This window comes from Mesorhizobium sp. M1403 (assembly GCF_040317695.1).
Lineage (GTDB): Bacteria > Pseudomonadota > Alphaproteobacteria > Rhizobiales > Rhizobiaceae > Mesorhizobium.
Map to the genome: position 1 here is coordinate 390,817 of NZ_JAMYKY010000002.1, position 25,452 is coordinate 416,268.

A 25,452-nucleotide genomic window follows, 5' to 3' on the forward strand; every position below is an offset into this window, starting at 1 on the left:
TCTCAGCGTTGCGCTGCCGGCAACCTTCGCTGCCTTCTGAACGGCTCGCTCGGTAGAAATTGTCGCTTGTGCGCTAGTGCCGGCCGCGGTCGATGAATGTCCTCGCTGGCGTTGAAGGTGGCCCCAGAGGTCTAAACGGGTTTGGCAACGCTGCCAACACAGCTGCTGAAGGTGATCGGTGCCGCTGCCGTACTATCCACGCTGGGGTATGGGCTGGAAATAACCTGGAGGGATACCCCAAATGAGCTAATCATCTTTTGTCTTTTCCTAACCATCATCGTCCTTCCATTTCAGATATGCATCAGTAATGCTTGAACAACAAACTAAGATTAGGGGGCCACAAGGGTACCAATCTTCTTTCATTTAATCTTTGTTTTATTACGATCAGGAGCCCGCATATGGTTGGATCAAGCACATCCGTGGATGTGGCGGTCATTGGAGTTGGCCGCTACGGTTTGGCGCTGGCCGCGCATTTGCGTGCGCGTAATGTGGAGCACCGGATTTGCAGGGAGCTCATAGGGTCATGGAAGCACAACATGTCCCCCGGATGGGTTCCATCGTACGACCTCAAAGCGCTGTCATGAACGCCCGTCTCGCCAGCATTCTCGCCCCTGTCGGCGCCGTATCGCCGCCTGACCCGATTGATTTCGCGCTGCGCCGATCGCTGACTCTGCCCCGGGTCAGCTTCGTCGTCCCGACGCTCAATGAAGCCGAGAACCTCCCTTGGCTTCTGCCGCGCATCCCCGACTGGGCGCATGAGATCATTATCGTGGATGGTCGCTCGACCGACGACACGGTCGCGGTCGCGCGCCGCCTGCGCGAGGACGTGAAGGTTGTCATGGAGCCCCGGCGGGGCAAGGGCGCGGCACTGCAAGCGGGATTCTTGGCCGCCACAGGCGAAATCATCGTCATGCTGGACGCCGACGGCTCCATGGTGCCGGAGGAGGCGATCGTTTTTGTCAGTGCGCTGATGGCCGGCGCGGATCTCGTCAAGGGTTCACGCTTTATCCAGGGCGCCGGCACCGACGACATGTCGCTGTTCCGGATGTTCGGTAATAAGGGGCTGACACTGTTCGTGCGGCTGCTCTATGGCGGTTGGTTCTCCGATCTATGCTACGGATACATAGCCTTCTGGACCAAGCACGTCGCCACGCTGGACTGTGATTGCGATGGGTTCGAGATCGAGACCCTTATCAACGTGCGGGCCTTGAAGAACCACCTCAATATCGTCGAGGTGGCGAGTTTCGAAGCTCCGCGCATCAGCGGTGTGAGCCATCTGCGCGCCATGCCGGACGGCTGGCGCGTCCTGAAAACCATCCTGCGCGAGAGGGTGCACCAACAGCGCAGGCGGAGCGCGACAGCCTGTGTTGTCGGTGGACAGACCTGATGCGGATCCTGATGGTTGCCGCTCGCTGCTACCCCCTCATAGGCGGCATCGAAACTCACATCCAGGAAGTCGGTCCCCGCTTGGTGGCGCGTGGCCACGCCGTCGACGTGCTCACTACCGATCCCTCGGGGGAGTTGCCGGTTGAGGAGGAGGTGCGCGGCATGCGCGTGCGGCGCGTGCGGGCCTGGCCGCGGGAGCTGGACCTCTATTTTGCGCCCGGCATTTATACCGCAATCCGGCGCGGGGCTTGGGATCTGATCCATTTCCAAGGTTACAACACCTTCGTGGCGCCGATCGGGCTGCTCGCGGCCGTCCGCGGGCACCTGCCGTTCGTCCTGACCTTCCACAGCGGCGGGCATTCCTCCCGGCTGCGCAACGCCGTCCGCGGCACACAGCACGCGCTGCTCCGGCCCCTGGTGGCCCGGGCCGCGCGGCTGATTGGCGTCTCCGAATTCGAAGCCAGCTTCTTCAGCATGAGGATGGGTGTACCGCGGGAACGGTTTGTCGTCATCCCGAACGGCGCCGCGATGCCGGCTCCGAGCCCCGGCATCAAGGTCGATCCGCACCTGATCGTCTCCGGCGGCAGGCTGGAGCGCTACAAGGGCCATCACCGGGCGATCGCGGCCTTGCCCGAACTGATCCGCCGGGTACCGGACGTGCGACTGCACATCGTCGGAACAGGCCCGTACGAGGGAGAATTGCGGCGCCTCGTCGCGCTGCTCGGCCTTGAGAAGCGGGTCACAATTGCGGGCATCCCCGGATCCGAGCGGCAGAAAATGGCAGACCTCCTGGCGAGCGCCGCGCTATTCGTGCTGTTCAGCGAATACGAAGCCCATCCGGTCACCGTGATGGAAGCCCTGTCGCTGCGCCGCCCGGTCCTCGTCAGCGACACGTCCGGTCTGCGGGAGCTGGCCGCCAATGGCCTGTGCCGGGCGATTCCGCGCGACGCCGGTCCGGGAGAGCTGGCCGCCGCCATGGCCGAAGAACTGGAGGCCCGTCGAGAGGTCCCGGATCTGGCGCTGCCCGACTGGGATGCCTGCGCGCAAGCGCTAAGCGACGTTTATTATGATGTCCTCGGCAGCCGATCCACGGCCCGCTTGCCCCCCGGCGGCGTGATGTCGTGGCCTCCTGCGACGAGGGCATGATGCTGATGATGCCGGCTCATTTCACCGCGGGAACCAGAATCAACCCGCTCCAGGCCGGGATACGATTCGTCTCGGCCGTTGTCGGTCCCGACCTTCGCGAGGGCAGCGCCGATGCTCCGTCGCAACGCGCCAATTCCGGATGGATCGCGGTTCTATGCCTGACGATCGCCGCGGCTCTACTCCTGGTCGTGGCCGGGCACGCGGCCGGGCGCCGGGGCTATGACGTGGCGCCGCCGCTCTTCTGGTCCGGTGTCTTTCTCTTGGTGGCTCCGACCAGCCTTCGCATCGCCTGGCCGACAACAGCCCGGGGTGAGCGACTGTTCCTGCTGTTCCTGCTTGCCGAAGCCCTTTTCTACTGCAAGACAGTCTATTCCCCGACGAGCTTCAGCGGTTACGACGAGGTCTTGCACTGGATCTCGGCCGAGGATCTCATCACGGCCCGCCGACTGTTCCTGTCCAACCCGCTTTTACCGATCGGGCCAACGTATCCCGCCCTGGAAATCCTGACGACGGCGATCGTCGATCTGACGGGACTGCCCTTGTTTGTGTCGGGGACGCTCTTGTTGGTCATCCTCAAGGGCACGTTCATCGGCGCCCTGTTTCTGTTCCTCGAGAGCATCGCCGGATCGCCGCGTATCTCGGCCATCGCCTGTCTGGCCTATATGGGCTGCTCAACTTTCTTCCTGTTCGACTCAATGTTCTCCTACGAGAGCCTCGGCATCGTGCTGTGCGTGCTGACCTTCGCGGTCGAAGCAGCATCCAAGGATCTCGTCGGGCGACCGAGGCTGAAGTCGCTCGGGCTGATTGCCTTGCTATTGGCAAGCCTCGCGGTCACGCATCACCTCTCGGCCGCCTTCGCCGCCATCTATTTCGGAGCGCTGGCGGCCCTCGAGACTTTGCGCCGGCACGAGTCCCTGCAGATCAAGACCAGCATTGCCGTGGGCCTCGCGGCGATCCTCGCCATAGCCCTGCCGTCCCTGTGGGTGCAGGCCCGTGGCATCCCTCTCACAGGCTATCTCCGCCCGGTGATCGAGTCCGGCTTCGACACATTGCTCGGGAAGATCCTGGGCGCGCCCACCCCGCGGTCGGAGCACCTCGGAGCGCCGGACAAGGCCCTCTACATGCGGCTGACCACCTTGCTGGCGCTCCTGCTGGTAGCACTCGGACTGGCAACGGGATTCTTTCGGTCGCTGGCCATGGCAGCGCCGAGTGGTCCGCGGTCCGGTTGGCGTCCGATCCAGGACATTCTTAAACGCCGCTGGCGCGACAGCCGCCTCGTGCTCCTCAGCTTGCTGGCCTTCGGGTTCCCGGTCTCGGTGGCCTTCCGACTGACCAACGCTGGATGGGAAATCGGTAACCGCATGGGAACGTTCGTGTTCATCGCCGTCGGGCTGGTCGTCGCGGTGAGCATCGTCCACTTTTGGCAGGGCCGCACGCCACGCGGGTGGCGCCGCATCGGACCGGCCGTTGCTCTGGCGGTCATCGTCCTGGGCGGCGTCACGAGCTCTTCGATTAATCCCATCCATGGGCGCTACAGGGTCTCCGCAGATCAGGAATCGATCGAGCCGATGGGGATCGAAACGGCACGCTGGGTCAAGGAATGGCTTGGTGCCGGCAACCGCTTCACCACCGACCGCATCAACCGCCTTCTGCTTGCGGGCTACGGCCGGCAGGACGTCAGGGTCACCATCGTCGAAGGCATCGATCCCGCGCGCATATTCGAGTCCGAGGCATTGGGGCCCGACGAGTTTTGGGCCTTGGCGGGAAGCGACATCGATTTCCTGCTGATTGACCTGCGCCTGACCACAGCCCCCCCGGTGCTCGGCTTTTACTTTCAGCCGTGGCAAGCGGCGCGGGGAACGCCGCTCTCGGGCGCAGAGCTGCTCAAGTTCAACGACGTCAAGGACGTCACCCGCATCTACGACAACGGTTGGATCGTCATCTATGACGTGAGGGGATTGCATGAGAATTTGTAGCAAGCGGGACCTTCTGGCCGCGTGCCTGTGGGCGGGGGCCGCGGTGGCGGCCGTTGCGGTCAGCGACAGCTTGCTCCTGCGTACTGCCCTGGGCGCGCCCATGGTGTTGCTCGTCCCGGGCCACGCGGTGCTGCGGGCCATTGGCGTCAGGACCACCTCCGCGTTGCAACACGTCGTCTACGCGGTCGGAGCAAGCCTCGCCGCCGGTATCGCCGGGGGCTTTGCCCTGAACGCCGCAGGCTTCCTTACGCCGCTCGGCTGGGCGCTGTGGTTCTGGGCCGTGACGGCCGTCGCGGCACTGGTGGCCGCCGGCCGCCGCGACACTCCCGATCTGCCAGCCTGGCCGGCTCCGGCGCGGGTCCGGCTCTGGCAGGGGGCCGCGCTCATCCTAGCGGTGCTTGTGGCGACCGGAGCCTATGCGCTGGCCGTCCGGGACGAAGCGACCTACCGGGAATTCAAATACACCGAGTTCTGGTTGTTGCCATCGCCCAATGGCGAGCCCGGCCTACTCACGGTCGGCATCAGGAGCGCCGAGACCCAAGCTCAGCGATTCGACCTGGAAATCACCCTTGACGGGCAACCGTTCGCCGTCTTCCGATTGCTCACCATTGCGCCGGACGAGACCTGGGCGCGGGAGATCCCGGTGCCCGTTTTGGCAACTCGCCAGACGGCGGAGGCCCGGCTCTATCGACCGGAAGACAACCGGCTCTATCGCAGCGTTTCGACGCTGATGCCGCCCATCTGAAACGAGGCTCGACCATGCGCATCCTGCTGCTATCGCAGTTCTATCCTCCGGTGATCGGGGGAGAGGAGCGGCACGTCCGCAATCTCGGCGCGGCGTTGGCGCAGCGGGGTCATCATGTCAGCGTCGGCACCTTGATGCATCCCGGATCGCCCGAAACCGAGCTGGACGGCGCGGTCCGCGTGCATCGCCTGCGCGGCACGCTCCAGCGTCTGTCGGGCCTCCACACCGATCCCGAGCGCCGCCATGCGCCGCCCTTCCCGGATCCCGAACTGGTGCTAGCCCTGAAGCGGCTGGTCGCCCAGGAGAGGCCGGACATCGTCCACGCCCATAATTGGATCTATGCGTCCTTCCTGCCGCTCAAAGGTCTGAGTGGGGCACGCCTCGTGGTTACGCTCCACGACTACGGGCTTGTCTGCGCCAAGAAGAACTTCATGCACTTGGGCACCCATCTCTGCAGTGGCCCAGCGCCGGCCAAGTGCCTGCCCTGCGCCACAGGGCATTACGGGGCCGTGAAGGCAACCGCGACCACGTTGGGCAACTGGGCGTCGAGCTTCGCCGCTCGGCGCATGGTGGACCGCTTCATCGCGGTGAGCCGCGCGGTGGCGCTTCACACCGGACTCACTCAAGGCCGCGCCCCCTACGAGGTCATCCCCAACTTCGTGCCCGACGATGTCGGGGTGCTTGGCCCAGAAGATGCCTGCCTGCGGGAGCTACCCGGGGATGGATTCATCCTGTTCGTCGGCGACATGATGCGCCTCAAGGGCATTGACGTTCTCCTGCAAGCCTATGCCGGCCTGGAGCGGGCGCCGCAGCTGGTCCTGATCGGGCGCCGGGTCGCCGATACGCCAACCGAGTTTCCGCCGAACGTCCGAGCCTTCAGTACGTGGCCGCATTCCGCCGTGATGCATGCATGGCGGCGCTCACTGTTCGGCGTGCTGCCGTCGGTCGGGCCCGAAGCCTGCGCGACGGTCATCATGGAAGCGATGGCGTCCGGCAAGGCAGTCGTCGCAACCGACGTCGGCGGCATGCCCGATCTCGTCGATCATGGCGAAACAGGGCTTCTCGTACCGCCCGGTGACACGCAAGCCCTCGCCCACGCTATGCAGACACTCCTGGAGGACCGCGCCTTGCTGGTCGGCCTGGAGGCGACAAGCCTCGCCAGGGTTGGGCGCCTCAAGGCCGGAGCGGTCGTGACCCGGATCGAGCAGGTCTACCGGGACGTCCTGCGCCCAGCCGCCAGCAGGTCCGCGGTGCCGGCGCAGCAAGGTTCGGGAGAGCGATCATGCCAGTAGACCTCGCCAGGACGGCCACTATTCGCGTGCGCCGGGCGCTTCGAAAGAGCGCCACGCTCGTCATGAATTCCGGAGCTCTGGCGATCGGAACGGTGGCAACGGCCGGTCTTGGGTTCGTCTATTGGTGGCTCGCCGCCCGGCTGTTTCCGCCGGAGGTGATCGGCAAGGCCTCCGCCCTCCTGTCCGTGATGGGCCTCGTCGGTGTGCTGGGGGAGGCCGGGCTCGGGACCTTGCTGATGGGCGAGATCGTCCGGCATCCCGGCAAGGAGCCCGGCCTCGTCGCCGCAGCAGTGTCCGTCGGGGTGGCGCTTGCGGTCGGCCTGGCCTTGTTGTTTGTCTTCGGGGAGGCGTACCTCAACAGCTCGACCGGGCCGATCGGCGGTTGGTTCTTGGGCGCTGCGTTCGTCCTCGGCTGCGGCCTGACGGGTCTCAGCATCGTGGCCGATCAGGCGTTCGTCGGCACTCTGCACAGCAGCGGCAGGATGATCCGGCAAGTGCTGTTCTCCGCGTTCAAGCTGATGCTGATCGCCGCCGCCGCGGCCGCCGGCTACGCCTCCACCACCACGATTCTTCTGACCTGGGTGGCCGGCCTGCTGGCGTCCTGGATCGGCGTCGATCTCTTGACCCGGGGCGGCGCGCGTCACCTCGTTGGGCCCCCCGAGTTCCGGCTGCTCCATACGCTCCGACGCAAGGCGTTCGACCACTACGCGCTCGATGTCGCCTTGCAGGCCCCGTGCGTCATCATGCCCTACCTTGTGTTGGTTCTCCTGTCGCCGATCACCAATGCCGCCTTCGTGCCGTTGTGGATGCTGGTCTCCATGGCCTCGTTGATTCCCGCAGCCACGGCCATGGTGCTGTTCCCCGTGGTCAGAGCAAGCCCGAAACAATCCAGGCACGATATCCTTTTGTCGCTGACGGCGTCATTGCTCTTCTCGCTGGTCTGCGCCGTCTTCATCTTCACCTATTCGCAGCAGATCCTTGCGGTCTTCAATCCGGCCTATCCTGAGATCGCCGGTTCGAGCCTGCGCTTCCTCGGCTTCAGCCTGCTGGGATCGACGCTCAAATTTCATGCCTGCACGCTGGCGCGGCTGGGCGACAGGATGCGCAAGGCATCTCGCTGGTTCGCGCTGGGCGGATTTCTGGAGCTGTGCCTCGTGATCGCGGGGGCGAAGCTTGGCGGCCTTCAAGGCCTGGTCCTGGGCTGGACGCTCGCCGTCAGCATCGAGGGCGTGTGCGCGGCCCTGACTTTGGCCTTAGCAATAAAACTTGATTCTGCCGCCGGCCCTGTGCACGAAGAACCGCCACCCCTGGCCGCTCCAGACTTGAGATGTCGTCCATGGCGGCCATGATGCGATCCTTGAGTTCGTGTTTGGAGGCGACGCGGATGTGGCGCTGGACAGAGCGGGGGAGCTTGGAGAAGAAGCTCTCAACGAGGTTGAGCCACGATCCGTGTTTGGGCGTGAAGGTGAATGCGAAACGCACCGCTGGCTGTTCGGCGATCAGGGCTTGGTCTCTCTTTGGAGAGGTGGGCGGAATGATTGTCGAGGATCAGGTTGATGGCCGTATGGGCCGGATAGGTCCCTTCCGCCGCTGCATGCTCGCGGGCGTGGCGGGCCAGAAGGCGCGTCGTCCACAATTCGTGCGGATACCCAGATCCTTGGCCTTCCGGCAAGCCAGCGATACCAGCCACGCCTTGGCCTCGGCCGTGATCGTGGGTCCTTACCCGGGCGTTGGCGATCATCGAGCGCCGCCATCGGGCGATAGGCCAAGGCTCGCTCGACGCAGCGTTGCACGGTCTGGGATGCACCCTAAGGCGCCTGACAAAGCCGCCCGGAACGCCGCTCTGGACCATCGCGGGGATACGCTCGCTTTCCTTGCCGGCAGACTTCTTTTTGAAGGCGATCGGGGATTGGCCGTTCATAGGCCAGAAGCTGACCTCTGAATGTATCTCGAAGACGAGCGCCTGGCGGCTCGACCATCATCGCGTGGTCGATCTCACGGAGCTTCGCGGCCAACCCCCAGGCCTGATCGGTACGTGACAACGCCAGAGCGATCCTCACTGCCGAATTGGGTTCACGACATCGACGCGACCACCTCCAGCATCACCTCCGTCGCGCCGCCGCCGATGGATAGGACGCGGGCGTCACGCGCTATGCGCTCGATCGGGCTCTCGCGCATGAGGCCCATAGCGCCGTGGAACTGCACGCACGTATACGCGACCTCGTTGACGAGTTCGCCGCAGATGGCCTTCACCATCGAGACCTCGCGCAGGCAATCTTCGTCGGCCGCCATGCGCCAAGCGGTGGCATAGAGAAACTGGCGGCCTGCCTCCACCTTCGCAGAGAGCATCGCCAGACGTTCACGGATCGCCTGCATGTCCCATAGGACGCCCCCGAATGCGCGGCGAGCTTTCACCCAGGCGAGGGTCATATCGATCGCCGCCTCGGCCGCCCCTATCGCCATGCCGGCGAGGACAAGGCGCTCGTTCTGGAAGTTGCGCATGATGGAATAGAAGCCCTGTCCCTCCGCGCCGAGCACGTTCTCGGCGGGGATACGGCAACCGTCGAAGACGAGCTCCGCCGTATCGGAGGAGCGCCAGCCGTGCTTGTCCAGCTCGCGGGCGACGCTGAAGCCTGGCGTGCCCTTCTCGACGAGGAACATCGTGATCCCGTGGCTTCCTGCCGAGGGATCGGTCTTGGCGGCGACGCAGTAGAGATCCGCGTGGACGCCGTTCGTGATGTAGAGCTTCGTGCCGTCGAGGACGTAAGAGTCGCCCTCTCGGCGGGCGCGCGTGCGGATGGCCTTCACGTCCGAGCCCGCATCCGGCTCCGTGATGGCGACCGCGGTGATCACCTCGCCGCTGATAATGCCCGGCATCCAGCGGGACCGCTGGGCTTTGGTCCCGTCGTGAAAGACATGCACGGAAGCCATGTCGGTATGGACCAGCGTCGCGATGGCGACGCCGCCATAAGTCGAGCGCCCGAGCTCCTCGGCGAAGATCGTGGATGCGACCGCGTCCATCTCGGCACCACCGTACTCGGCCGGGTAGCGGATGCCGAGGAAGCCGAGTTCGCCCATGCGGCGCAGGATCGGACGGGGAATGAACCCGTCCTCCTCCCAGCGATCCGCACGCGGCTTGATCTCCTCCTCGACGAACCGGCGCACCTGGTCGCGTAAGAGCTCATACTCCCCCGCCGCCCAAGGCAGCCCCGGTCCTCGCGCCGGTACCCAAGCCTTCTCCATCATCGTCATCCGCTCTGCCCTATGCAGTCCAACGCAAAAGCTTCCGTCCGGATTGGTACCCCACGGCCATTCGGAGGCCTTCCGGTGAGCTAGAGTTCGATTTCCTCTCTCGGTCCTTCCGAGACTGACGAGGCTCTGGAATCGGCCACCCAGAGCATTCCGTCGATCACTTCCGCCAGTCCGGCCACTGTCGGGCGCTCGAAGAGGTTGCGAAGCTGCACGTCGACGCCGAAGGTCCCCCGCATGCGCGACACCGCCCGCATCACCAGGAGCGAGTGCCCGCCCAGGCCGAAAAAGTTGTCGTCACGGCCGATCGACTCGACCTTCAGGAGATCGCACCACAGCGCGGCGAGCGTTTTCTCGGTCTCCGTCGAGGGGGCGGCGAAGTCTTGTGCAGGCTGGATGTTTTCCGCCGTCGGCTCGGGAAGCGCAGAGCGGTCGATCTTGCCGTTGGGCGTGAGCGGCATCCGTTCGAGGCGAACATATTGCGTCGGAATCATGGACTCCAAGAGTTCTTCGGCGAGGTGGGCGCGCAGGTCCGCCACGGTCAGGGGTTTCGACGAGACATAGTAGGCCACAAGTCGTGCACTGCCGTCTTCTGCCGCTCGCGGTTCGACATAGCCGATTTGGGCCATAATCTCCTTGATGCGGGGTACGTCCAGCTCGTCGTTGAGTTCGTCAATGGCTTCATCGCGCGTCTTCTGGCCGAGACGCACATCCCAGCTGTAGGGAAGGGCGTAGTTGTGATGTCCCCGCTGCTTCCTATGAACGTAGATGCCGACATCGTTGATGAGGCAGTTCGTGGAGCGTCCTGTATCCGCAGGCCGATCCCATCCCGCCTGCGTCTTCAGAAAGTCGAGCATGTCCTCCAGAGGGACGCTCCAGTAGCGGTAGAAATCGATGAACTTCACTTCCTCGAATACTGAGTCGTTCCGGAAGGCATCCACGTCGAGATAGCGCGACACAGCATCCTCGCGGCGGTGATACTCCTTGCGCGCCTCGGCGATGAGCGCATCCAGACGGGCCGGATCGTAGTCGTCCCGCTTGAAGACCTCCTCGGTCAGGCGCGTCTCAAAGAACTGGCCGCGGGACAACCCCGTCACGATGTACCCGATCCCTCGTTCGCGGGCGACGTTCGTGGCCAGGGTGTAGATCGTCTTGAAGCAGCCGTTGCAGACGTTCGCGAACCGTTTCAGGCTGTCGACGAAGATCTCGTTCATATGCGGCGTGCTTCCCCAGTGGTGATCCACGCCGAGGGAGTTCACGAGCCGCCTGATATTGGCCTTGGCTCCTTCCGAAATGAAACCGTTGTCGAGGGTGAAGGCAAGCGGCTTCACCCCCATGGCGACGAGCTTGCACAGCATAAAACTGCTGTCTTTGCCGCCGCTCAACAGCACGATGCAGTCGTGAGGCCCCTTCTGGTTAGCCTGCATCTCCGCGATGAGAACCTGGAGGTCATCCGATGTCTTGAAATAGGTCTGCGCCTTGTCGACATAGGTGTCGAAGGCCCGGCATAGATTGCAGACGCCTGCCGCATCGAACGTCGTGCCGGGCAGGTCGGACGCAACACCGCACCGTTCGCAATAACGCACTTGTGTCGCTGGTTTCGCCACCGAGGTGGCGATGGCAGCGACAGCGCATTCCTGAACGTGCGGGTGCTGCAGAAGCCGCGCTTCGATCTCGCCCAGCTCGACACGCGCGCCACCAACCTTCACCTGATGATCGGCGCGGCCGAGAAAGTCCAGGCGCCCTTCCGAGTTCCAGCGGGCGAGATCGCCCGTCTTGTACAGCCGCAGCTTCGAAAACCCATCTCGGGGATCGGTGGCCGTGAGGAAACGCTCGTCAGTCAGGTCAGGGCGATTGAAATAGCCTCTCGCCAGACCGTCGCCGGCAATGAACATCTCACCGATGATGCCGGGGGCGGTGGGCTGATGTGCCTCGCTGAGGACGTAGATGCCCGCATTGGCGGCCGGAACGCCGATCGGCACCGATGCGGATTGATCCCGGTCGATGTCGAAACGGTGAATCATGCAGCCCACAGTGGCTTCGGTTGGTCCGTACTCGTTGTAGATCTCGATAGGATGGGGGATGGCTTTCGCGATATCGCGAGCCAACTCGGTCTTGAAGTCCTCGCCACCCACGATGAACTTGCGCAGCCTTGTGGTCTCAAGATTCCGGTCGCGGATCATCGCGAGATGCGCCGGCGTCAGCTTCATGATATCGACGGCGTTGTCGTCGATGACCTTGAGCACGACCATGCTTTGGACTCCGGGATCACCAAGGTAGACCACGATGCGGCCGCCGGTAATGAGTGGCGTGAAGAGCGTCGTGACGGTCAGGTCGAAGGCGAGGGATGAGAAAAGGGGCCATGCGAGACGTTCGCCGGAACTGTACACCCTAGCGGCCCACCAGATGTAGTTCACCAGATTCCGGTGCTCGATCACGACGCCTTTGGGCGTGCCGGTTGAGCCGGAGGTGAAGATGATATAGGCGGCGCCGTCCGGAGTGGCAGCGGACGGTCGGGCCGAGTCCGGCTGATTCAAAATCGACCCGAAATCGGCGTCGAGCACGAAAATGTCGGCAAGGTTCGGGGAAATGACGGATTGCAGGCGCGCCTGAGTGATCGCGACCGGCGCCCGCCCGTCGGTCCCCTGGGCAATGTCCTTCAGGATTGTTGCGAGACGCCCTTTCGGCGTTGCCGCATCCACCGCCACATAGGCTGCCCCGGACTTCAGGACGCCTAAGATCGCGACGACGACTTCAATGGAGTGCTCCATGAATACAACGGCAATCCGACCCGGCCCCACGCCGGTCGAGTTCAGATGCGTGGCCATCTGGTTGGAGCGTTCGTTGAGCTGCTGGTACGTCAGCGTTGCATCGCCGAAGCGGATCGCTTCAGCGTCAGGACTACGCGTCGCCTGGTTGCGGAAGAGATCGATGATCGTCCTGTCCGACGGGTAGGGCGCTGCCGTGGCGTTGTACTCGACAACCAGCGCCTGATGATCGGCATCTTTCAGCAGGGGAAGCGCTACGCCCTCCGCCGCGATAGGTAGGACTTCATTCATGAGATACGCTTCCCCATTGCTGAAATCAAAAATCAAATCACGTCAATCGTTCAGCTTTTTGGGTTGCCTGGCGATAAAGCTCTGCGATGGCAGGTGCGTCCGGTTCCTCCAGCATAAGGGGACCGTTGCAGTTGTCGGGCCCGAAATAAAATTCGGCATTGGGCACCACTCGAAGCCATCGGTGCGGTGCTGCACCCGATCGCAGCCAGGCCTTGTTCGGAAGGAACATGCATACTCGACCCGAATACGGAGTGGGAATGTACCGCCGCAAAGCCGTGATCGCCGTGGATTTGAGTCGAGCTCTGCTCGCCAGCACCGGATCTGTCGTGACGGGCTCTTTGCTTTTGCGAACGAGGGTCACGAGGGCGCGGACGCGCTCGCCGAGATTCCCGAGGCGACTGCCGAAATATCGGAGACGGGCGCCGAATGTCGGCAGCTTCGCCATCTCGCGCAGGAACGAACCGGCGCTACGCCTGGCAAAGAAATACAGCAGACGTGGCAATTCCTTATAAGTGGTGGGGTGAAGAGGGCCAAAGAGCGCTATGCATGGGACCTCCGCTCCGCGTTGACCCAGGACTTTCGCCAGTTCGAAAGCGGTTGCAGCGCCGGAGCAGTAACCGACGATGATGTACGGACCGGAGGGCTGATATTCGACGATCTGGCGGGCAAAATACTCGGCGATATCTTCGACGCGGTCCATCGGCTCGCTCTGCCCATCGAAGCCAGACGGTTGGAGTGCGTAAAACGGTTGATCGCCGCCCAGGTGCTTCGACAGGTCCGAGAATGAGAAGGGCGCCCCGATATGCCCGGGTACGGCGTAAATGGGCGTGCGTGTTCCGCGAGACTGCAGGGGAATGATTGCAGGCTGTTGCCGGGCCGCCGCCGTCGCCATATTCAGAAACGCGATGATCTCGCCCTTCCGGTCCCGCAACTGGTCGCGAAACTCCGCCGTCAGTGCGCCAGGTGGGGCGTTGCACCGCAGCCGGTCGCCCTCTACCCAGACCTTGATGTCCTTGACCGCGAGGTCTGCGAGAAGCTCCGGGAACTGCATCACGTCCGCCGCCATAGGGCCTTCCGATCACTTTCTTCATGGTTCACGACGGAGCCGAAGTGGTTCCCGCGTCCCAGCTCCTCCAGCACGACGGTTTCATCGATGAAACTGCCGCCTCTTTGTCCGTACGCCCGGGACAGTCAGTGAAGCGCTGTCCCGTGTTCTCGACCGCGACCCACCGCGAAGTGTGGGAAACAAGTGCGGTTCGAATGAACTTGCGTGCAGTCCAATGGAATTGGTTGAGCTCCTCGTTTATCCGCAGTGCATGGTAAGTGAATGATGGCATCGCGGACACTTCAATTCCGGACTACCACTCAATTCCGGACTACCACGGTCCCGATGTACCCAGGTTTCGGTACGAACCCACGGACAGCCCAATCCCTTTCATCCCAAGAAAGGGGCTGTCCTAAGCCGCACCCCAGGGCCTTAGAGATAGCCTCCAGCCGGGTCCAGCGCCGGAGGAAGCCTTCCAGCCGGTCTTCCGGACCAAGGGCGGTGTATGACCCATACTCGGAGGCGGAAAAGCAGAGCGCTGCGATCTCGTCCGCTTCGGGCACAGGGAGAACTGCCTCGATGTCCACCCCGACCTCCTGCCTGGTCGAGAGGGCGACGACCGCGACATCTCCGGATCGTGAGACACTGAAGCGCAAATCGCGAGCAGGCATGCGGTGCGAGAGGTGGGGTTTACCTAGGCGTCCATATTCTAGTTCGACGTCGGACGGCGAGATTCCCAGTTTGGAAGCGAGGACCCGGCGCAGCTGCCCACGGGTAGCGACAAAGCGGCGGCGGTCGCGCTCCAGTCTCAACCCCTCGGCGCGCCGACGTTCCCCTTCGTTGAGGCAAACGCCTATCTCGCGGATGACGTTCTGCTCCGCATCGATCATGAATGCCAGGACCTCCAAACCATCATTCTCGAGAACCGGCGTGATGATCCCTGGTCTCAGCTCGATTTTATTCAAAAAGTTTGGAGGGGGCGGTGCCGGCTCCACAAGAGGCTGACTGAGGCCGAATCTGACGGGTCGAATTAATCGATGTCCCGGCCGAGCCGAGACAGCATGAAAATTCCAGCTCGCGCCCAATACGCCATGGCGATCGTCCCCGCCCGCGCCAGAAAACTGGATAAAGTCGAGCTCAGGGCAGTCAGAAGTCATACGTGGATTCCGATCGCTGGGAGCGCTCATGCGCACAAGTGCAATTCTTTCTAATGAACGGTAGCGCCATTCATGCGGATTTCCCTGATGAAATAATCACGTAAGGGCGAAAGCAAGGAGCGCCCGGTGGATATTTTGATGTATGGATGGGCTACATCAAAAGACCCAGACATGCTGCTGCTCGCAATGAGTCTGCCGGAGGCGAAACTTCCAAATTATCTTGCCAGATTGACAATGAACTGTAAGCGCCTCGCGGATCGCCTAGGGATTTGGGCTTGACGTTTTCCGGAATCGCCAGGGCATGAGTTCCTCGATCTGGGTCTGCGGATGCCCGTTGATGATGCCGTCGAGGGTTTCGGCGAGGTAAGCGACCGGGTTGACGTCGTTGAGCCTGCAGGTGGCCACGATGGAGGCGAGCAGCGCCCAGTTGTCGAACGTAGTGCTGTGCTGCGATTGTCGACAGTGTCCCAGGAGCCTCTTAGGGACCCATTGGCTCCAACGATCCGTTGCTTTCCCCACCCCAACTTTCAAAATTGTGGTAAAGTCTCGACGTTGTTATTGGCTTTGAGCGAGCGGTGTGAGGGCGCTGGAGGCTACCATGCACTTCATCAAGGTCCTGGTTGGCTCAGCAATATTGACAGCATCGGGGACAGCGTTTGCGGCAGAGGAGGTGTCTGTCGAGAGAGGACGGCTGGTTTCCATCATCGGCAACTGTCACGACTGCCATACTGACGGCTACAGGGAAGCCGAAGGCGCGCTCGACCCCACCAAGGCATTGAGAGGGAAAGCAATAGGTTGGCGGGGGCCGTGGGGCACAACCTATGCAAGCAATCTGAGATGGAGCGTGCAAGACCTTAGCGAAGACGGGTATGTAATCTACATTAAGACACTTCGCACATTGCCGCCGATGCCTTGGTACAACGTTCGCGTCATGCCGGAGAGCGACATTCGGTCATTCTATCGATATGTGAAGTCGCTCGGGGATCCCGGCGCCTTCCTCCCGAGAACGGCGAGACCGGGGGAAGAGCCAAGGACGCCCTTCGTCACGCTGGAGCCACCGCAAATGCCGAAACCTTGTTCACGCGACCTGGACTGCGGCGTGGGCGAAGTTTGCTCGGCCGCACCAGTCCGCCAATGCGTTAAGAAGTAGGCACCCTGGGCAGCGGCCCTCTTAAGACAGCCGACCCCAATTACGCGGTAGGGCGAAACTCCGGGAACCTTAAGTTTCGGAATAGTAGCGAACGCCGCCCTCGGGCCAGACGTCAAGTCAGACCGTCAATGATAAAACTTAGGAATGAACTGGCGCTCCACGTGATCGCAGGTCCGACAGGGCGGCGGCAGCGCTCGCAGGCCGAGAAGGCACGGATCGTGGCAGAGTGCTTTATGCCGGGCGTGCGCGTTGCGGAAGTGGCGCGCAAACACGAGGTGACGCGCTGGCAGGTCTATGACTGGAAGCAGCTTCGGAGCGGAGGGCTGGCGCTACCCGAAAGCATGACGTCAGGGCCGGCCTTTGCCGCGCTGGTCGTGCAAGAGCCGTCGCGCGGCAAGGCGACCGGGAGCTCTATCGAGCTGGTCGTGGGCGACGTCGTGATCGGGGCTGAGCCAAGCCCCGGCGTATAGGGGAGCGCGAAAGCGCTTACGGTGAACCTCGCCCTGCTGGCGGCGGATCAGGAGGACCAAGGGTACTCCCGCACGGGCCGAAAGGCCCTATTCAACAACTTAATATGGTGGCTACGTGGCCACTTGTAATCTATGGCTCCAGCGGTAGGAGTCGAACCTACAAGCCTTTCGGCGTCGCATTAACGGTGCGGTGCGTCTACCAATTCCGCCACGCTGAAACATAGATTAGAAAGCCCGTCGCTTCCACTCGTTGCCCTCTTTTGGATCAGAAAGGTTTGATGCGAACCCAGCTGACTTGAGCAGCATGCCTTTCGGCATCTTGCTTTCCAGCTCTCCATGGGCTGCCGACTATCCGGCAGTCAATGCACAGTCCGCGCAAGTGTGCGGCTACCGACTGTCCATAGGGGCCAGCACCGACAATGGTCACATCGCACATCATATACAAAGCGCACCTTCCGTTGGATCCTCGCCTGCCGAAGAGCCGCACCCGCCGATATCCAAGACCCTGCTACCAATACTTGACACTGAATGGCGGGTCCTTTTTTGGCCGACGCTTTAAGCCGCGGCCTGTTTCATGTGAGCAACAATGCTCCCTAGCACCCGCTTGGCACCGCGCAGCTTTGCCTCGATGCGGCGCTCTGGATTGTCTCTGCCTATTGCGATCCACTTCAATGGATGCTCCGCATTGGCCAGGTGGGACTTGTGCCCGGAGAAGCCTGCCAGAAAATCGTAGCCGCACTCCCCGCGTCCGATGCTGTCCTCAATAGCCAGAACATGGCTGATAAGCCCGGGCTTGAGCCGGCCGTCGGACTCATACAGAAAGCCGCTTTGGTAATTGTAAACACGGCCGTCATGCACGAAATTGTACAGGATCCCAATTGTCTGGTCCCCGGCCAACGTCCGTGAGATGCGGACGGTCCCGGTGGGAGCTCCGCGTGCAATGAGCTCCTCGTGAAATCGACGGAAGCTCGGATTGGCAAAGGCTCCCTTGCGTCCCCACCGCGCCTGATGAAGCTCGGCGAGCAAATCAAACGCGGCGAGCGCCTCCGATGTCGCTTCCATAGTCCGGAACGCAATGGGGCCGCGTTCCGCATATAGCCGCATGGCACGGCTTACCGCCTGCCGAGTATTGCGGCCCAATGTGGCGCGGTAATTTCCGCCTTTCTGGCGGACTTTGGCGAAATCGATCCACCGTGCCGTATCTTCTGCTTTCACCTCGGTAAGGAGCCCGGCCCGGCCCGCGGTGCGACAAGCGGCCAACTCGAAGTCCGGACCAATTCCGGAAAGCACGAGTTGGTCAGAGTGGCGCAAGTGATGCGCCAAGGCCTCGACGCATGCCACTCGAGTGGCATCGGCCAGGGATCGCTCCGCAAGAATATCGTTGTACTCGATGAACAATCGATCGAAACGAACGTCTCCGGTTTCATTGAGCAGCCAACGCGCCCGCGCATGCCGCCCGAAACTCCACGCCCTCCGCCGGCAAATAATCGCCAACCCAACGATCCTGCCTGACGTCCGAGCGACTAGAACATGTGGTTGCGCCCCCCCCGGCAGATGCCGCAGCCAAGTTCCGATCCAGAGCCAGGACAGATAGAATGAGTGAGTTGCTCGCGCTTCGAGCTCCTTCCAAACGGTCTCAAGTCTCGCGATGTCCGGCAGGGCCTCCACGGTAACGTGGATGACGGTATCCTGGCGCATGCCTTGTTCTACTGAAGCCACACGATAGGGTTCCGCACCGATGGCTGAGACATCAAGAGGACCTGACATACAGCCATCTTCCTGATCCTTTGCGCATTGCGGCGGGAATGCCAGGAGTATCCTCGCTGCGAGCTGCTGTTCGTCCATGGAGCACTCGGGGGTTTTCCTGTTTGGCGAAGCGTTCATGTCGCGAGCGCTGAAAGTGAAGACTTGCGAGCACGGGAAGTGTAGACGCTAGCGCAAATATCCGCGCGAGCGTGCGCGTCGTCGTGACAAATCTTTGACCAATCCCGCTTGATAGGCACCTGTGTCCCGTTCGATGTCATCTCACTGCACCTTTGCCAATGATCCGAACTCCCGAGGGGAGGCGGACATGCTCGTTCCTGAAGCGGCTCAAGCTGTCGGCGAGTAGTCGTTTCGCGCTTCCACTTCGTCCCGACGAGTTCATCCACGCAGACCAGCCATGCAGACCGATCTCCTTGCCGGGCATCAATTCGGACCGATCCTCTACTCCCTCACCACCCGGGAAAGCTCGACATCGTTGGGGTTGGACGCGGCCGGTAAGCTCTCGCTGGTCGGCGACGAGGTCGGGACCGGCGAACCGGCCGGCTCTCTTGGCCTGTTTTCGCCCACGATGATGTTGACGAGGTCACCTGGCTGCAACAGGGTCATCCCGACGGACTGAATGCTGACCGGCCCGGCTGCCGATTGCCGGACGATTTGATAGGTTGCGCTGTTCGCGTCCTTAGCAAACTGGACGCGGGTCACCGGCAACGTGTACAGGACGGCTTCGCTGGCGTTCAACTCGTGCACATTGGCCGCGATCTGGCTCTCCGTGGTCTCGATCTCGACCTCCAGGTCGTTCCTGAGGTCGGCCCGGGTCCGCAACACCTCAGACTCTAGCGAAGCGAGGCGGTGGTTGGCGCTCGCGTATTGGTTGAGGGCGTCCTGCCGGCGCTGTTCCGCGTCGGATAACTCACTCTGCATCTGATCCATCACCGTCATGCTGAGAACTTTGCGGTCCACGAGCGCGCGCATGCTGTTGACGCGCTCCTGGCGCAGCTTGACGAGCTTGTCGAGCGACTCCATGCGCCCATAAGCGACAACATCATGCCTGGCCGCCTCCAGCGCACGCAGGTTCACGCGCTCGCGATCCTTGCGGGCCGTGGCGACGGCCTTGCGGCGGTCGCTCTGCTCGTTGACGAGGTCAGCCGCTTCGGTCGCGCCGGCCAGTTCCAGCAACTGGCGCGGGATAGTGGGTGCTGTATTGTCGCGCTCGGCCTTCAGCACTGCCGCGCGCGCGAGCAACTTCAACAAGGCATCGATCGCCCCGCTCCGCTTCTGGGTCTCACGCACGGCTTCGATCTTCTGCCACGGCTCGCTCTCGGCCCGGTCGAGTCCGCCGGCCAGCGCGATCGCATGCAGGATCGTCATGCCGGGCGCGTACTTGAACGAGCCTGGAGTCTTGACCGGCCCCAGCACGTAAATGGGCGGGCGCTCCAGCGGCAGGATGTTAACCAGCCCCTTGTGGCCCAGCAGTTGATTGAAGATTTCCACCAGGTCGGCCTGGACCTGTTGCGTCGACCGGTTGGCGACCGGAACGGAGCCAAGCAAGGGCAGGGAAATCGTGCCGTCCTCTTGGACAGTATATTCGCCGCTCAATTCCGGACGCTGCAGGATGCCGCGCAGGGCTGAGGCGGAGGACGCCCCCCCCCACTTGTCTTCCTCGACGTCGACGCGCTCGTAGAATGCGATCTTGAGGCGGTCGCCCACGCCGAACAGGGCTCCGGCTGCCATGCCTGGCGCCTTGCTGAGGTGTTTGGGGGGCTTGGCACTGGTGGGGACGGCAGGGACGACATTCGGCTCGACCAATGCGGCGGCCGATGTATCCGGTCGCGTGCTGAGGGTGTTTGGAGGCTCGGCACTAGTGGGGACCGCAGGGACTGCGCTCCGTTCGACCGGCGCCACAGCCGACGCATCCGGTCCCGACACGATTGCGCGGGAGGGTTCGGCCGTGGCGTGGACCGGTTGTTCTTGCCAGCTATCGATAGCCGCAGACACCTTCTCCACCACGGCTCCGGAGACATCCTCGACCCTCTGCACCACGGTTCCGGAGACATCCTCGACCTTCTGCATCACGGCTCCGGAGGCATCCTCGACCTTCTGTACCGCGGGTCCGGAGACATCTTTGACCTTCTGTACCACGGCTCTGGAAACAACCTCGATGGGCTCCCAGTTTCTGACCGCACCCAGGACGGCGACCCCGGAGACCCCCAAGACAAGCAGGGCGGCCTTCATGCCCCTGCGGCGGGCCGCCGGTGACGAGGGAGTGACGGGCTCGGAATTGTATTTTGCATCCATGGCCATTGCGCGTGGCTTTCACTTTCAATAGTGGCCAGCCCGTCCCGAACTGGCGAGCATCGGTCGACGAGGAGGTTCTGCCTTATCGTGACCCTTCACCGACAGCGGCACAACTATCCCTTTGTAGGCACTCCTTCCGGATAAACACCCCCTCGGGCGAACTCGTCCAATGAGCAGATTGCTGCGCTGAAGAGAACCTCTTTGATGGCAAACGGGACAAAGGCGATCGAACGCAACGAAGAGCCGGAAATATTGGTCCGACGCAGCGCTCGAACCCCTTCAGCCCCAACATGCATTCGCGGCTTGACTCGCCTGATGAATGAAAGGTCACCTCGACGAAGCCGTCAATCTTGGCAATCCTATCGAGGTAGCAATAGCAGAACTGGCCCGCCTCATCATTTCTCTCGCCGGATCTCACCACGCTCGAATTCCGCCCCCTGGCGACAGGACTTCCCCGCCAGCGCCGCCCCGATATCGGCCGCCCCAGGGGCCCCGCCAGGCAACCCTCTATTGCTCACCGCAGGTGGAACGCAAGGAGCGGTTCGGCAGACCGTCGCCTATTTCGATGCCCGGAAGGGATCCGTGCTGTTGTGCGCGCTGCGCCGCATTGCCCAGGCCACACCCAGTCGCCACTGCCAGCTGCGGCACGTTGCTCCTCAAGCTGCTGAAGGTCGGGCGCTGGTCGGGATCAGCACGCGCCGCGTCAAGATCGCATTCGCCTTGGCCTGCGCCGTCATCCAAAATGGCGGCTGGTCGCGGCGCGGCCCCCCTGGGCCCGCGTTCTCCCGCCTGACACGCGGCGCCCCACGCCAGACCGGCGGCACCACCCACGTCGCACGGGAGACCAAGCCCGGCAACTCTCGCGGCACGCATCCGGCGCCACGATGGTGCTGACAGCCGCCCGGAGCGGCTGAAAGCCAGGGCTCGCACCCCTCACCAACGCCTCGGGCTTGAGAAATCCGGGGTAGCCCTCGACGATGCTGCCCTACGCCTAAAGAGGGTGTTCTTGTATAGGTTGTCCTAGCGTAAGGTAACATGGCTAAAAAGAAACTATGCGTGGAGCGCCTTGCGAGACGCGCGTACCTCAATCGCGCCAGGGGAAGCTACGATGACAACGAAATCCTTGATGAGCAAAAAATCTTTTATAACAATGCTTGTTAGCCCAAGCGAGTTACTCCGAGAGGGCCTTGTTCTAATTCTGGATGCAGCAAAGTTTCGCATTCTTTTCTCTGCGGCTTGTGTTCACGACCTTCTGCAAAAGCCGCTACCCAAGCACCGGTCCATCTTGCTCATCATGGATGTCGACGGTACTGATGCGGATGCTGGATTCCCACAAATTGCAGAATTTAAAGCGATTTATCCGACCAGCCATGTCGTTGCGCTAGCCGATCACTGTCGACCGAACGATATAGTTTCAGCCCTTCGTGCGGGGGCTGACGCGTATTTGACAAAAGTTGCCGCTCACGACACCTTCATCAAAGCTCTCGAATTGGTTATGCTAGGGCAGACGGTTCTACCTGCAGAAACTTCGACGTTTATTCAGGACATAAGACATGGTCTGAAATATGATTCTGTACATGAGTTTACAAATGTGGCTGTTACAATGGAGAATGCGGAGCGAGAACCATCAATGTTGTCAACTCGGGAAGAGTGTATTATACGTTGCTTGATCGGAGGGGAGTCTAACAAAACAATCGCGCGCAAGATTAACATCGCCGAAGCGACGGTGAAGGTGCACGTGAAGGCCATCCTTCGAAAGATTCGGGTCGGCAACCGTACCCAGGCTGCAGTTTGGGCGATGAACCATGGTATGCTCATGTCCGCTCCTGGCAATGGCCCGTCAGGGACCGAAAAGACGGCAACTCAGCCTTCTCCCCATCCGCAAGAGCTACTTGAAGCACAAAAGGAGTACCACCTTGTCAAGAACACTCATCCGATGTGACCGCCTTCGCGTCTTGACATATCGTCCTTCGGGCTGGTGACCTGTACGCTGCATTATGCTGCCGCACGAAGAAGACCCCGGTCGAACGATGCCACGAGCAGTAGATCACGATGCTGAAAACCGCAATTTGAGATGGTCTCAGTACTCCGCAACCACACCTTTCTACGAAGCACTTTCCCAAGCTACGCCCTGATACGAGGCGCCGCGATCAAGAACGCGTAGGTTCAAATCACCCCCGGCGATGGTACCGAAGGAGGGTGCGGCAGAGACGGGATCGCAATGGGGCGCTGCGGTGGACCGCCAGCGGGACCACGCCAGGCTCGACGCCTTCAGGACCACAGGGAGGTCAACCAACTGACCTGGAACGTCTTCCGCGACGCTCGAATACGAGATCCCGAAATGGGACGGTGACCTTTGCCAGCCCAATGCCTGCGTGCCGCTCACGGCCGACGTGCTGGAACGCAAGATCGAGCTCCTCGACAACCACTTCGGAACGCAGCGCTCCAAGGACTGGTTCGACCGCGAGACACTCGCTGGCCTTGCGAGGTTGCGCGCAATGGAATGCCGGCACCGAGCCTTTCGACGAGGCTTTCACGCTACGGAAGGCCCAAAATTCTTTGGGAGTTTGCACACATTCTCTGGCAAAAAAATAACAAAGGGACCGTCGAAAAATCGAGTGGGCCTTGAACTCACCGGGCGATCTGCTAACTAATTGGTCTACAGCGGTCCGGCAAAAGACATCTACAAGGAAAGACAGTACACAACTAGCCTTTCAAACCGACCGTTCTTTCTATCCATTTTGAAGTTGAGGGATTCATCAAAGTGGGCAAAGCAAAAATTGCTCCTGGATTTTCGTTCAAAAAAGCCCGGATCGGAACGGTCGAGGGCGGAGAATCCGGGGTTCTGGTGTGGAAATGGGACCAACTGGTCGCGGTCCTTACTCAGATCGACGAGGAAGCCTACTCCACGAAGGGCAAATGGTTCCTCGAGACAGGCTTCGGGCTGCTGAGCGGGCAGCACAAGAATTTCGACACGATCGAAGAAGCCATAAGATGGGTGGCCAGACACACTTTCCCCGACACTGCAGATGGATCGGCGGATTCAGCGGCAGGAAGTTAACCCGAATCGCGGTCAGCTTCCGACCTGGCGGAAGTCGCGCATTTCCCTTCTCAAGCAGTCGTGCTTGAGGCCCTACAGCATACTATCAGGAAGCTCGGGCAACGAACCCCACCGGGGCGAGGGCCTTGTATTTCGGGCGGCTATGCCATTCACTGCGACGGAGATCCCTGACTTTCACAAACACGGCCCGCAGGGATTCACCGAGGCGGGCCGTCTTATTGCTTGGGACAGGCTTCAGCCAGAGTCCCTTCCGCGAAGAGATCGTTGACCTTGAAGGCGACTTCCGTGCGGTTGGTCGCCTTCAGCTTCTTCATGATATTTCGGATGTGGACCTTCACGGTGCTTTCTCGCAGGTTCAGTTCGTAGGCGATGATCTTGTTCGCCTTTCCGCGCCGGAGCGCTTGGGCGACCTCGGCCTGTCTGAGCGTGAACATGCCTGTCAAAGGCTGCGTGTCGCGGCTATCTATCAGGTGGCGCATGCAAAGGACACTGCTAGCCGGGACGAAGATGCCTCCCGCTGCCGCAAGGTTGATAGCCTCGACACAGACATCGATTCCGACCGAGGTCGGAATGTAGCCGCGTGCGCCGCATTCGAGAGCGGTCAGTATGTGTGCAAGATCTTCGGTGTCGGCCAGGATAACCACAGGGACTGATTTGAATTCGGACGAAATATGCCTAATCTCGTCTGCGATGCCATGATCAGTGACCTTCCGGCCGCCAAGGTTGAAGAGTATGACTGAAAAGGGAGGGGCCGAGCCCCTCTTCGCGCGCCATTCATCGATCGAACCCATGGCGGCGATCTCCATGCCGAGGTCGTGTTCCGCGAGGGCCGATGCGAGACACTCGCGGTCTAGGGCCCTTCCGTCCAGGATGAGAAGGTATCCCCTGCCTGCTTGTCCGTGGACGCTTTGCGTTCCGCTGGACGGAATTCGTGAGCGATTGGCCGAAGCGTAATTATGCCGTCCTGCTGTGGTGGAATCCATATCAATACCCATTCTTTCCCACACAAGCCGCCCTGCGGCTGCCAAAATACCCCCCATTCTCTCGAATCTGAAAGTTTGAATATCCAGCCTTGTGTTTGAATACCCAGCCCTTGTGAAAGCGTGAGGCTCACCCCAGCTCCGAGTCTCCAGCAGTTCTTCGCCCCAACGAGAACAGCCTGCGCAGCCTATAGTCAATTTATAAGCATTCTCTAACATAGGTTAATTTTTCGGTAAATTTCTCGTCGACGGTCTCGCACGTGTCGAGATAGCGTCATCCCGCCTTGAAGGTCCCGCAAGTTCGATCGTGTCGCGCGGGACCGGCGAGGTTCAATCTCTTTGACCGTATGCCAACCGTTGAAACGATCCCCGCCCGCTCAAGAAATGCCAAGGAGTGGGATATGTCTAGTACGAGGTTGATTAACCGGTTGGCGATGATGCCTTCTCAGGGATGGGACCGCTTAGCCAACCCCAGCCCCAGCAGCCATTCGAAGGGGGATCGGCAGCGCCTCGCGATTGTAGACGAGAATTCCTGAAGGTGAATATTGGCATGATCAGGGCGCAGCTCGTGGCACCGCGCACTACCAGTCGTCCGGTAAACATCATCTGGACTGCTCCAGCGACGGCGGACTGTTGCCTTCCAGCAGAAAATTTGCTGATGGCCTATGCGCTGGCGC

General features: G+C 61.6%; 18 protein-coding genes, 1 tRNA gene and 1 pseudogene. 11 read left to right on the forward strand and 9 right to left on the reverse strand.

What is annotated here, in order from left to right; all coding sequences use genetic code 11:
- Positions 1–580 precede the first annotated feature (580 nt).
- The 7 genes from NKH01_RS06555 (at position 581) to NKH01_RS06585 (ending at position 8,584) form a co-directional block, all read left to right on the forward strand.
- Positions 581–1,387, forward strand: a complete 807-nt coding sequence (locus NKH01_RS06555; protein ID WP_353019655.1) for a glycosyltransferase family 2 protein — start codon at positions 581–583, stop codon at positions 1,385–1,387.
- Entirely contained in the window at positions 1,387–2,532 is a 1,146-nt protein-coding gene (locus NKH01_RS06560) for a glycosyltransferase family 4 protein (RefSeq protein ID WP_353019658.1), read from the forward strand. The genes NKH01_RS06555 and NKH01_RS06560 overlap by 1 nt, the downstream gene beginning before the upstream one ends.
- A 224-nt stretch (positions 2,533–2,756) precedes the next feature.
- Positions 2,757–4,508 (forward strand): putative glycosyltransferase family protein, encoded by a 1,752-nt coding sequence (locus tag NKH01_RS06565; RefSeq protein WP_353019659.1) that lies wholly within the window; start codon positions 2,757–2,759, stop codon positions 4,506–4,508.
- A gap of 43 nt (positions 4,509–4,551) precedes the next feature.
- Positions 4,552–5,253: a hypothetical protein gene (locus NKH01_RS06570; protein WP_353019660.1), complete on the forward strand. Its 702-nt coding sequence runs from the start codon at positions 4,552–4,554 to the stop codon at positions 5,251–5,253.
- Positions 5,254–5,267: 14 nt separating this feature from the next.
- The gene (locus NKH01_RS06575) at positions 5,268–6,545 is read left to right on the forward strand and encodes a glycosyltransferase family 4 protein (RefSeq protein WP_353019662.1); all 1,278 of its coding nucleotides are present in this window, start codon (positions 5,268–5,270) and stop codon (positions 6,543–6,545) included.
- Entirely contained in the window at positions 6,536–7,894 is a 1,359-nt protein-coding gene (locus NKH01_RS06580; protein WP_353019664.1) for a lipopolysaccharide biosynthesis protein, read from the forward strand. Before NKH01_RS06575 ends, NKH01_RS06580 begins: the two co-directional genes overlap by 10 nt.
- A 381-nt stretch (positions 7,895–8,275) precedes the next feature.
- Complete coding sequence (locus NKH01_RS06585; RefSeq protein ID WP_353019666.1) at positions 8,276–8,584, forward strand: hypothetical protein; 309 nt, start codon at positions 8,276–8,278, stop codon at positions 8,582–8,584.
- A gap of 34 nt (positions 8,585–8,618) precedes the next feature.
- Here NKH01_RS06585 and NKH01_RS06590 read toward each other — a convergent pair whose 3' ends face one another.
- From NKH01_RS06590 to NKH01_RS06610, 5 genes are all read right to left on the reverse strand, one after another.
- Positions 8,619–9,797: an acyl-CoA dehydrogenase family protein gene (locus NKH01_RS06590; protein WP_353019668.1), complete on the reverse strand. Its 1,179-nt coding sequence runs from the start codon at positions 9,795–9,797 to the stop codon at positions 8,619–8,621.
- Positions 9,798–9,877: 80 nt separating this feature from the next.
- A complete protein-coding gene (locus NKH01_RS06595; protein WP_353019669.1) occupies positions 9,878–12,853 on the reverse strand; it encodes an amino acid adenylation domain-containing protein in 2,976 nt (991 codons plus the stop codon).
- Positions 12,854–12,890: 37 nt separating this feature from the next.
- Positions 12,891–13,919: a TubC N-terminal docking domain-related protein gene (locus NKH01_RS06600; RefSeq protein WP_353019671.1), complete on the reverse strand. Its 1,029-nt coding sequence runs from the start codon at positions 13,917–13,919 to the stop codon at positions 12,891–12,893.
- A gap of 299 nt (positions 13,920–14,218) precedes the next feature.
- The gene (locus tag NKH01_RS06605) at positions 14,219–15,055 is read right to left on the reverse strand and encodes a 4'-phosphopantetheinyl transferase family protein (protein WP_353019673.1); all 837 of its coding nucleotides are present in this window, start codon (positions 15,053–15,055) and stop codon (positions 14,219–14,221) included.
- Positions 15,056–15,316: 261 nt separating this feature from the next.
- The gene (locus NKH01_RS06610; RefSeq protein ID WP_353019675.1) at positions 15,317–15,574 is read right to left on the reverse strand and encodes a transposase domain-containing protein; all 258 of its coding nucleotides are present in this window, start codon (positions 15,572–15,574) and stop codon (positions 15,317–15,319) included.
- Positions 15,575–16,366: 792 nt separating this feature from the next.
- Between NKH01_RS06610 and NKH01_RS06615 the strand changes: the two genes are divergently transcribed.
- The gene (locus tag NKH01_RS06615) at positions 16,367–16,675 is read left to right on the forward strand and encodes a transposase (protein ID WP_353019677.1); all 309 of its coding nucleotides are present in this window, start codon (positions 16,367–16,369) and stop codon (positions 16,673–16,675) included.
- 133 nt (positions 16,676–16,808) lie between these two features.
- Here the strand turns inward: NKH01_RS06615 and NKH01_RS06620 are convergent.
- The 3 genes from NKH01_RS06620 to NKH01_RS06630 form a co-directional block, all read right to left on the reverse strand.
- Positions 16,809–16,893, reverse strand: a tRNA-Asn gene (locus NKH01_RS06620).
- A gap of 337 nt (positions 16,894–17,230) precedes the next feature.
- Positions 17,231–18,520 carry a GNAT family N-acetyltransferase gene (locus NKH01_RS06625; protein ID WP_353019679.1) on the reverse strand — a complete coding sequence of 430 codons (1,290 nt, stop codon included), beginning with the start codon at positions 18,518–18,520 and terminating at the stop codon, positions 17,231–17,233.
- A 360-nt stretch (positions 18,521–18,880) separates the two neighbouring features.
- A complete protein-coding gene (locus NKH01_RS06630; RefSeq protein WP_353019681.1) occupies positions 18,881–20,740 on the reverse strand; it encodes a polysaccharide biosynthesis/export family protein in 1,860 nt (619 codons plus the stop codon).
- A 1,102-nt stretch (positions 20,741–21,842) separates the two neighbouring features.
- Between NKH01_RS06630 and NKH01_RS06635 the strand changes: the two genes are divergently transcribed.
- The 3 genes and pseudogenes from NKH01_RS06635 to NKH01_RS06645 all read left to right on the forward strand — a co-directional run bounded on the left by NKH01_RS06635 (position 21,843) and on the right by NKH01_RS06645 (position 23,795).
- On the forward strand, positions 21,843–22,676 hold the full coding sequence (locus NKH01_RS06635; protein WP_353019684.1) for a LuxR C-terminal-related transcriptional regulator: 834 nt from the start codon (positions 21,843–21,845) through the stop codon (positions 22,674–22,676).
- A 330-nt stretch (positions 22,677–23,006) separates the two neighbouring features.
- Positions 23,007–23,274, forward strand: a pseudogene (locus NKH01_RS06640) (hypothetical protein); the annotation flags it as partial.
- Between the two features lie 224 nt (positions 23,275–23,498).
- Positions 23,499–23,795: a hypothetical protein gene (locus tag NKH01_RS06645; protein ID WP_353019686.1), complete on the forward strand. Its 297-nt coding sequence runs from the start codon at positions 23,499–23,501 to the stop codon at positions 23,793–23,795.
- A gap of 215 nt (positions 23,796–24,010) precedes the next feature.
- On the opposite strand, the gene NKH01_RS06650 is transcribed toward NKH01_RS06645, so the two are convergent.
- Complete coding sequence (locus NKH01_RS06650) at positions 24,011–24,778, reverse strand: LuxR C-terminal-related transcriptional regulator (protein ID WP_502912607.1); 768 nt, start codon at positions 24,776–24,778, stop codon at positions 24,011–24,013.
- Positions 24,779–25,452: the final 674 nt, after the last annotated feature.

Coding starts and splice junctions, on each gene's coding strand:
- NKH01_RS06555 (WP_353019655.1), top strand. CDS start 581: ATGAACGCCCGTCTCGCCAGCATTCTCGCCCCTGTCGGCGCCGTATCG.
- NKH01_RS06625 (WP_353019679.1), bottom strand. CDS start 18,520: ATGGACGAACAGCAGCTCGCAGCGAGGATACTCCTGGCATTCCCGCCG.
- NKH01_RS06600 (WP_353019671.1), bottom strand. CDS start 13,919: ATGGCGGCGGACGTGATGCAGTTCCCGGAGCTTCTCGCAGACCTCGCG.
- NKH01_RS06595 (WP_353019669.1), bottom strand. CDS start 12,853: ATGAATGAAGTCCTACCTATCGCGGCGGAGGGCGTAGCGCTTCCCCTG.
- NKH01_RS06580 (WP_353019664.1), top strand. CDS start 6,536: ATGCCAGTAGACCTCGCCAGGACGGCCACTATTCGCGTGCGCCGGGCG.
- NKH01_RS06560 (WP_353019658.1), top strand. CDS start 1,387: ATGCGGATCCTGATGGTTGCCGCTCGCTGCTACCCCCTCATAGGCGGC.
- NKH01_RS06590 (WP_353019668.1), bottom strand. CDS start 9,797: ATGACGATGATGGAGAAGGCTTGGGTACCGGCGCGAGGACCGGGGCTG.
- NKH01_RS06575 (WP_353019662.1), top strand. CDS start 5,268: ATGCGCATCCTGCTGCTATCGCAGTTCTATCCTCCGGTGATCGGGGGA.
- NKH01_RS06635 (WP_353019684.1), top strand. CDS start 21,843: ATGACAACGAAATCCTTGATGAGCAAAAAATCTTTTATAACAATGCTT.
- NKH01_RS06650 (WP_502912607.1), bottom strand. CDS start 24,778: ATGGATTCCACCACAGCAGGACGGCATAATTACGCTTCGGCCAATCGC.
- NKH01_RS06605 (WP_353019673.1), bottom strand. CDS start 15,055: ATGACTTCTGACTGCCCTGAGCTCGACTTTATCCAGTTTTCTGGCGCG.
- NKH01_RS06630 (WP_353019681.1), bottom strand. CDS start 20,740: ATGGCCATGGATGCAAAATACAATTCCGAGCCCGTCACTCCCTCGTCA.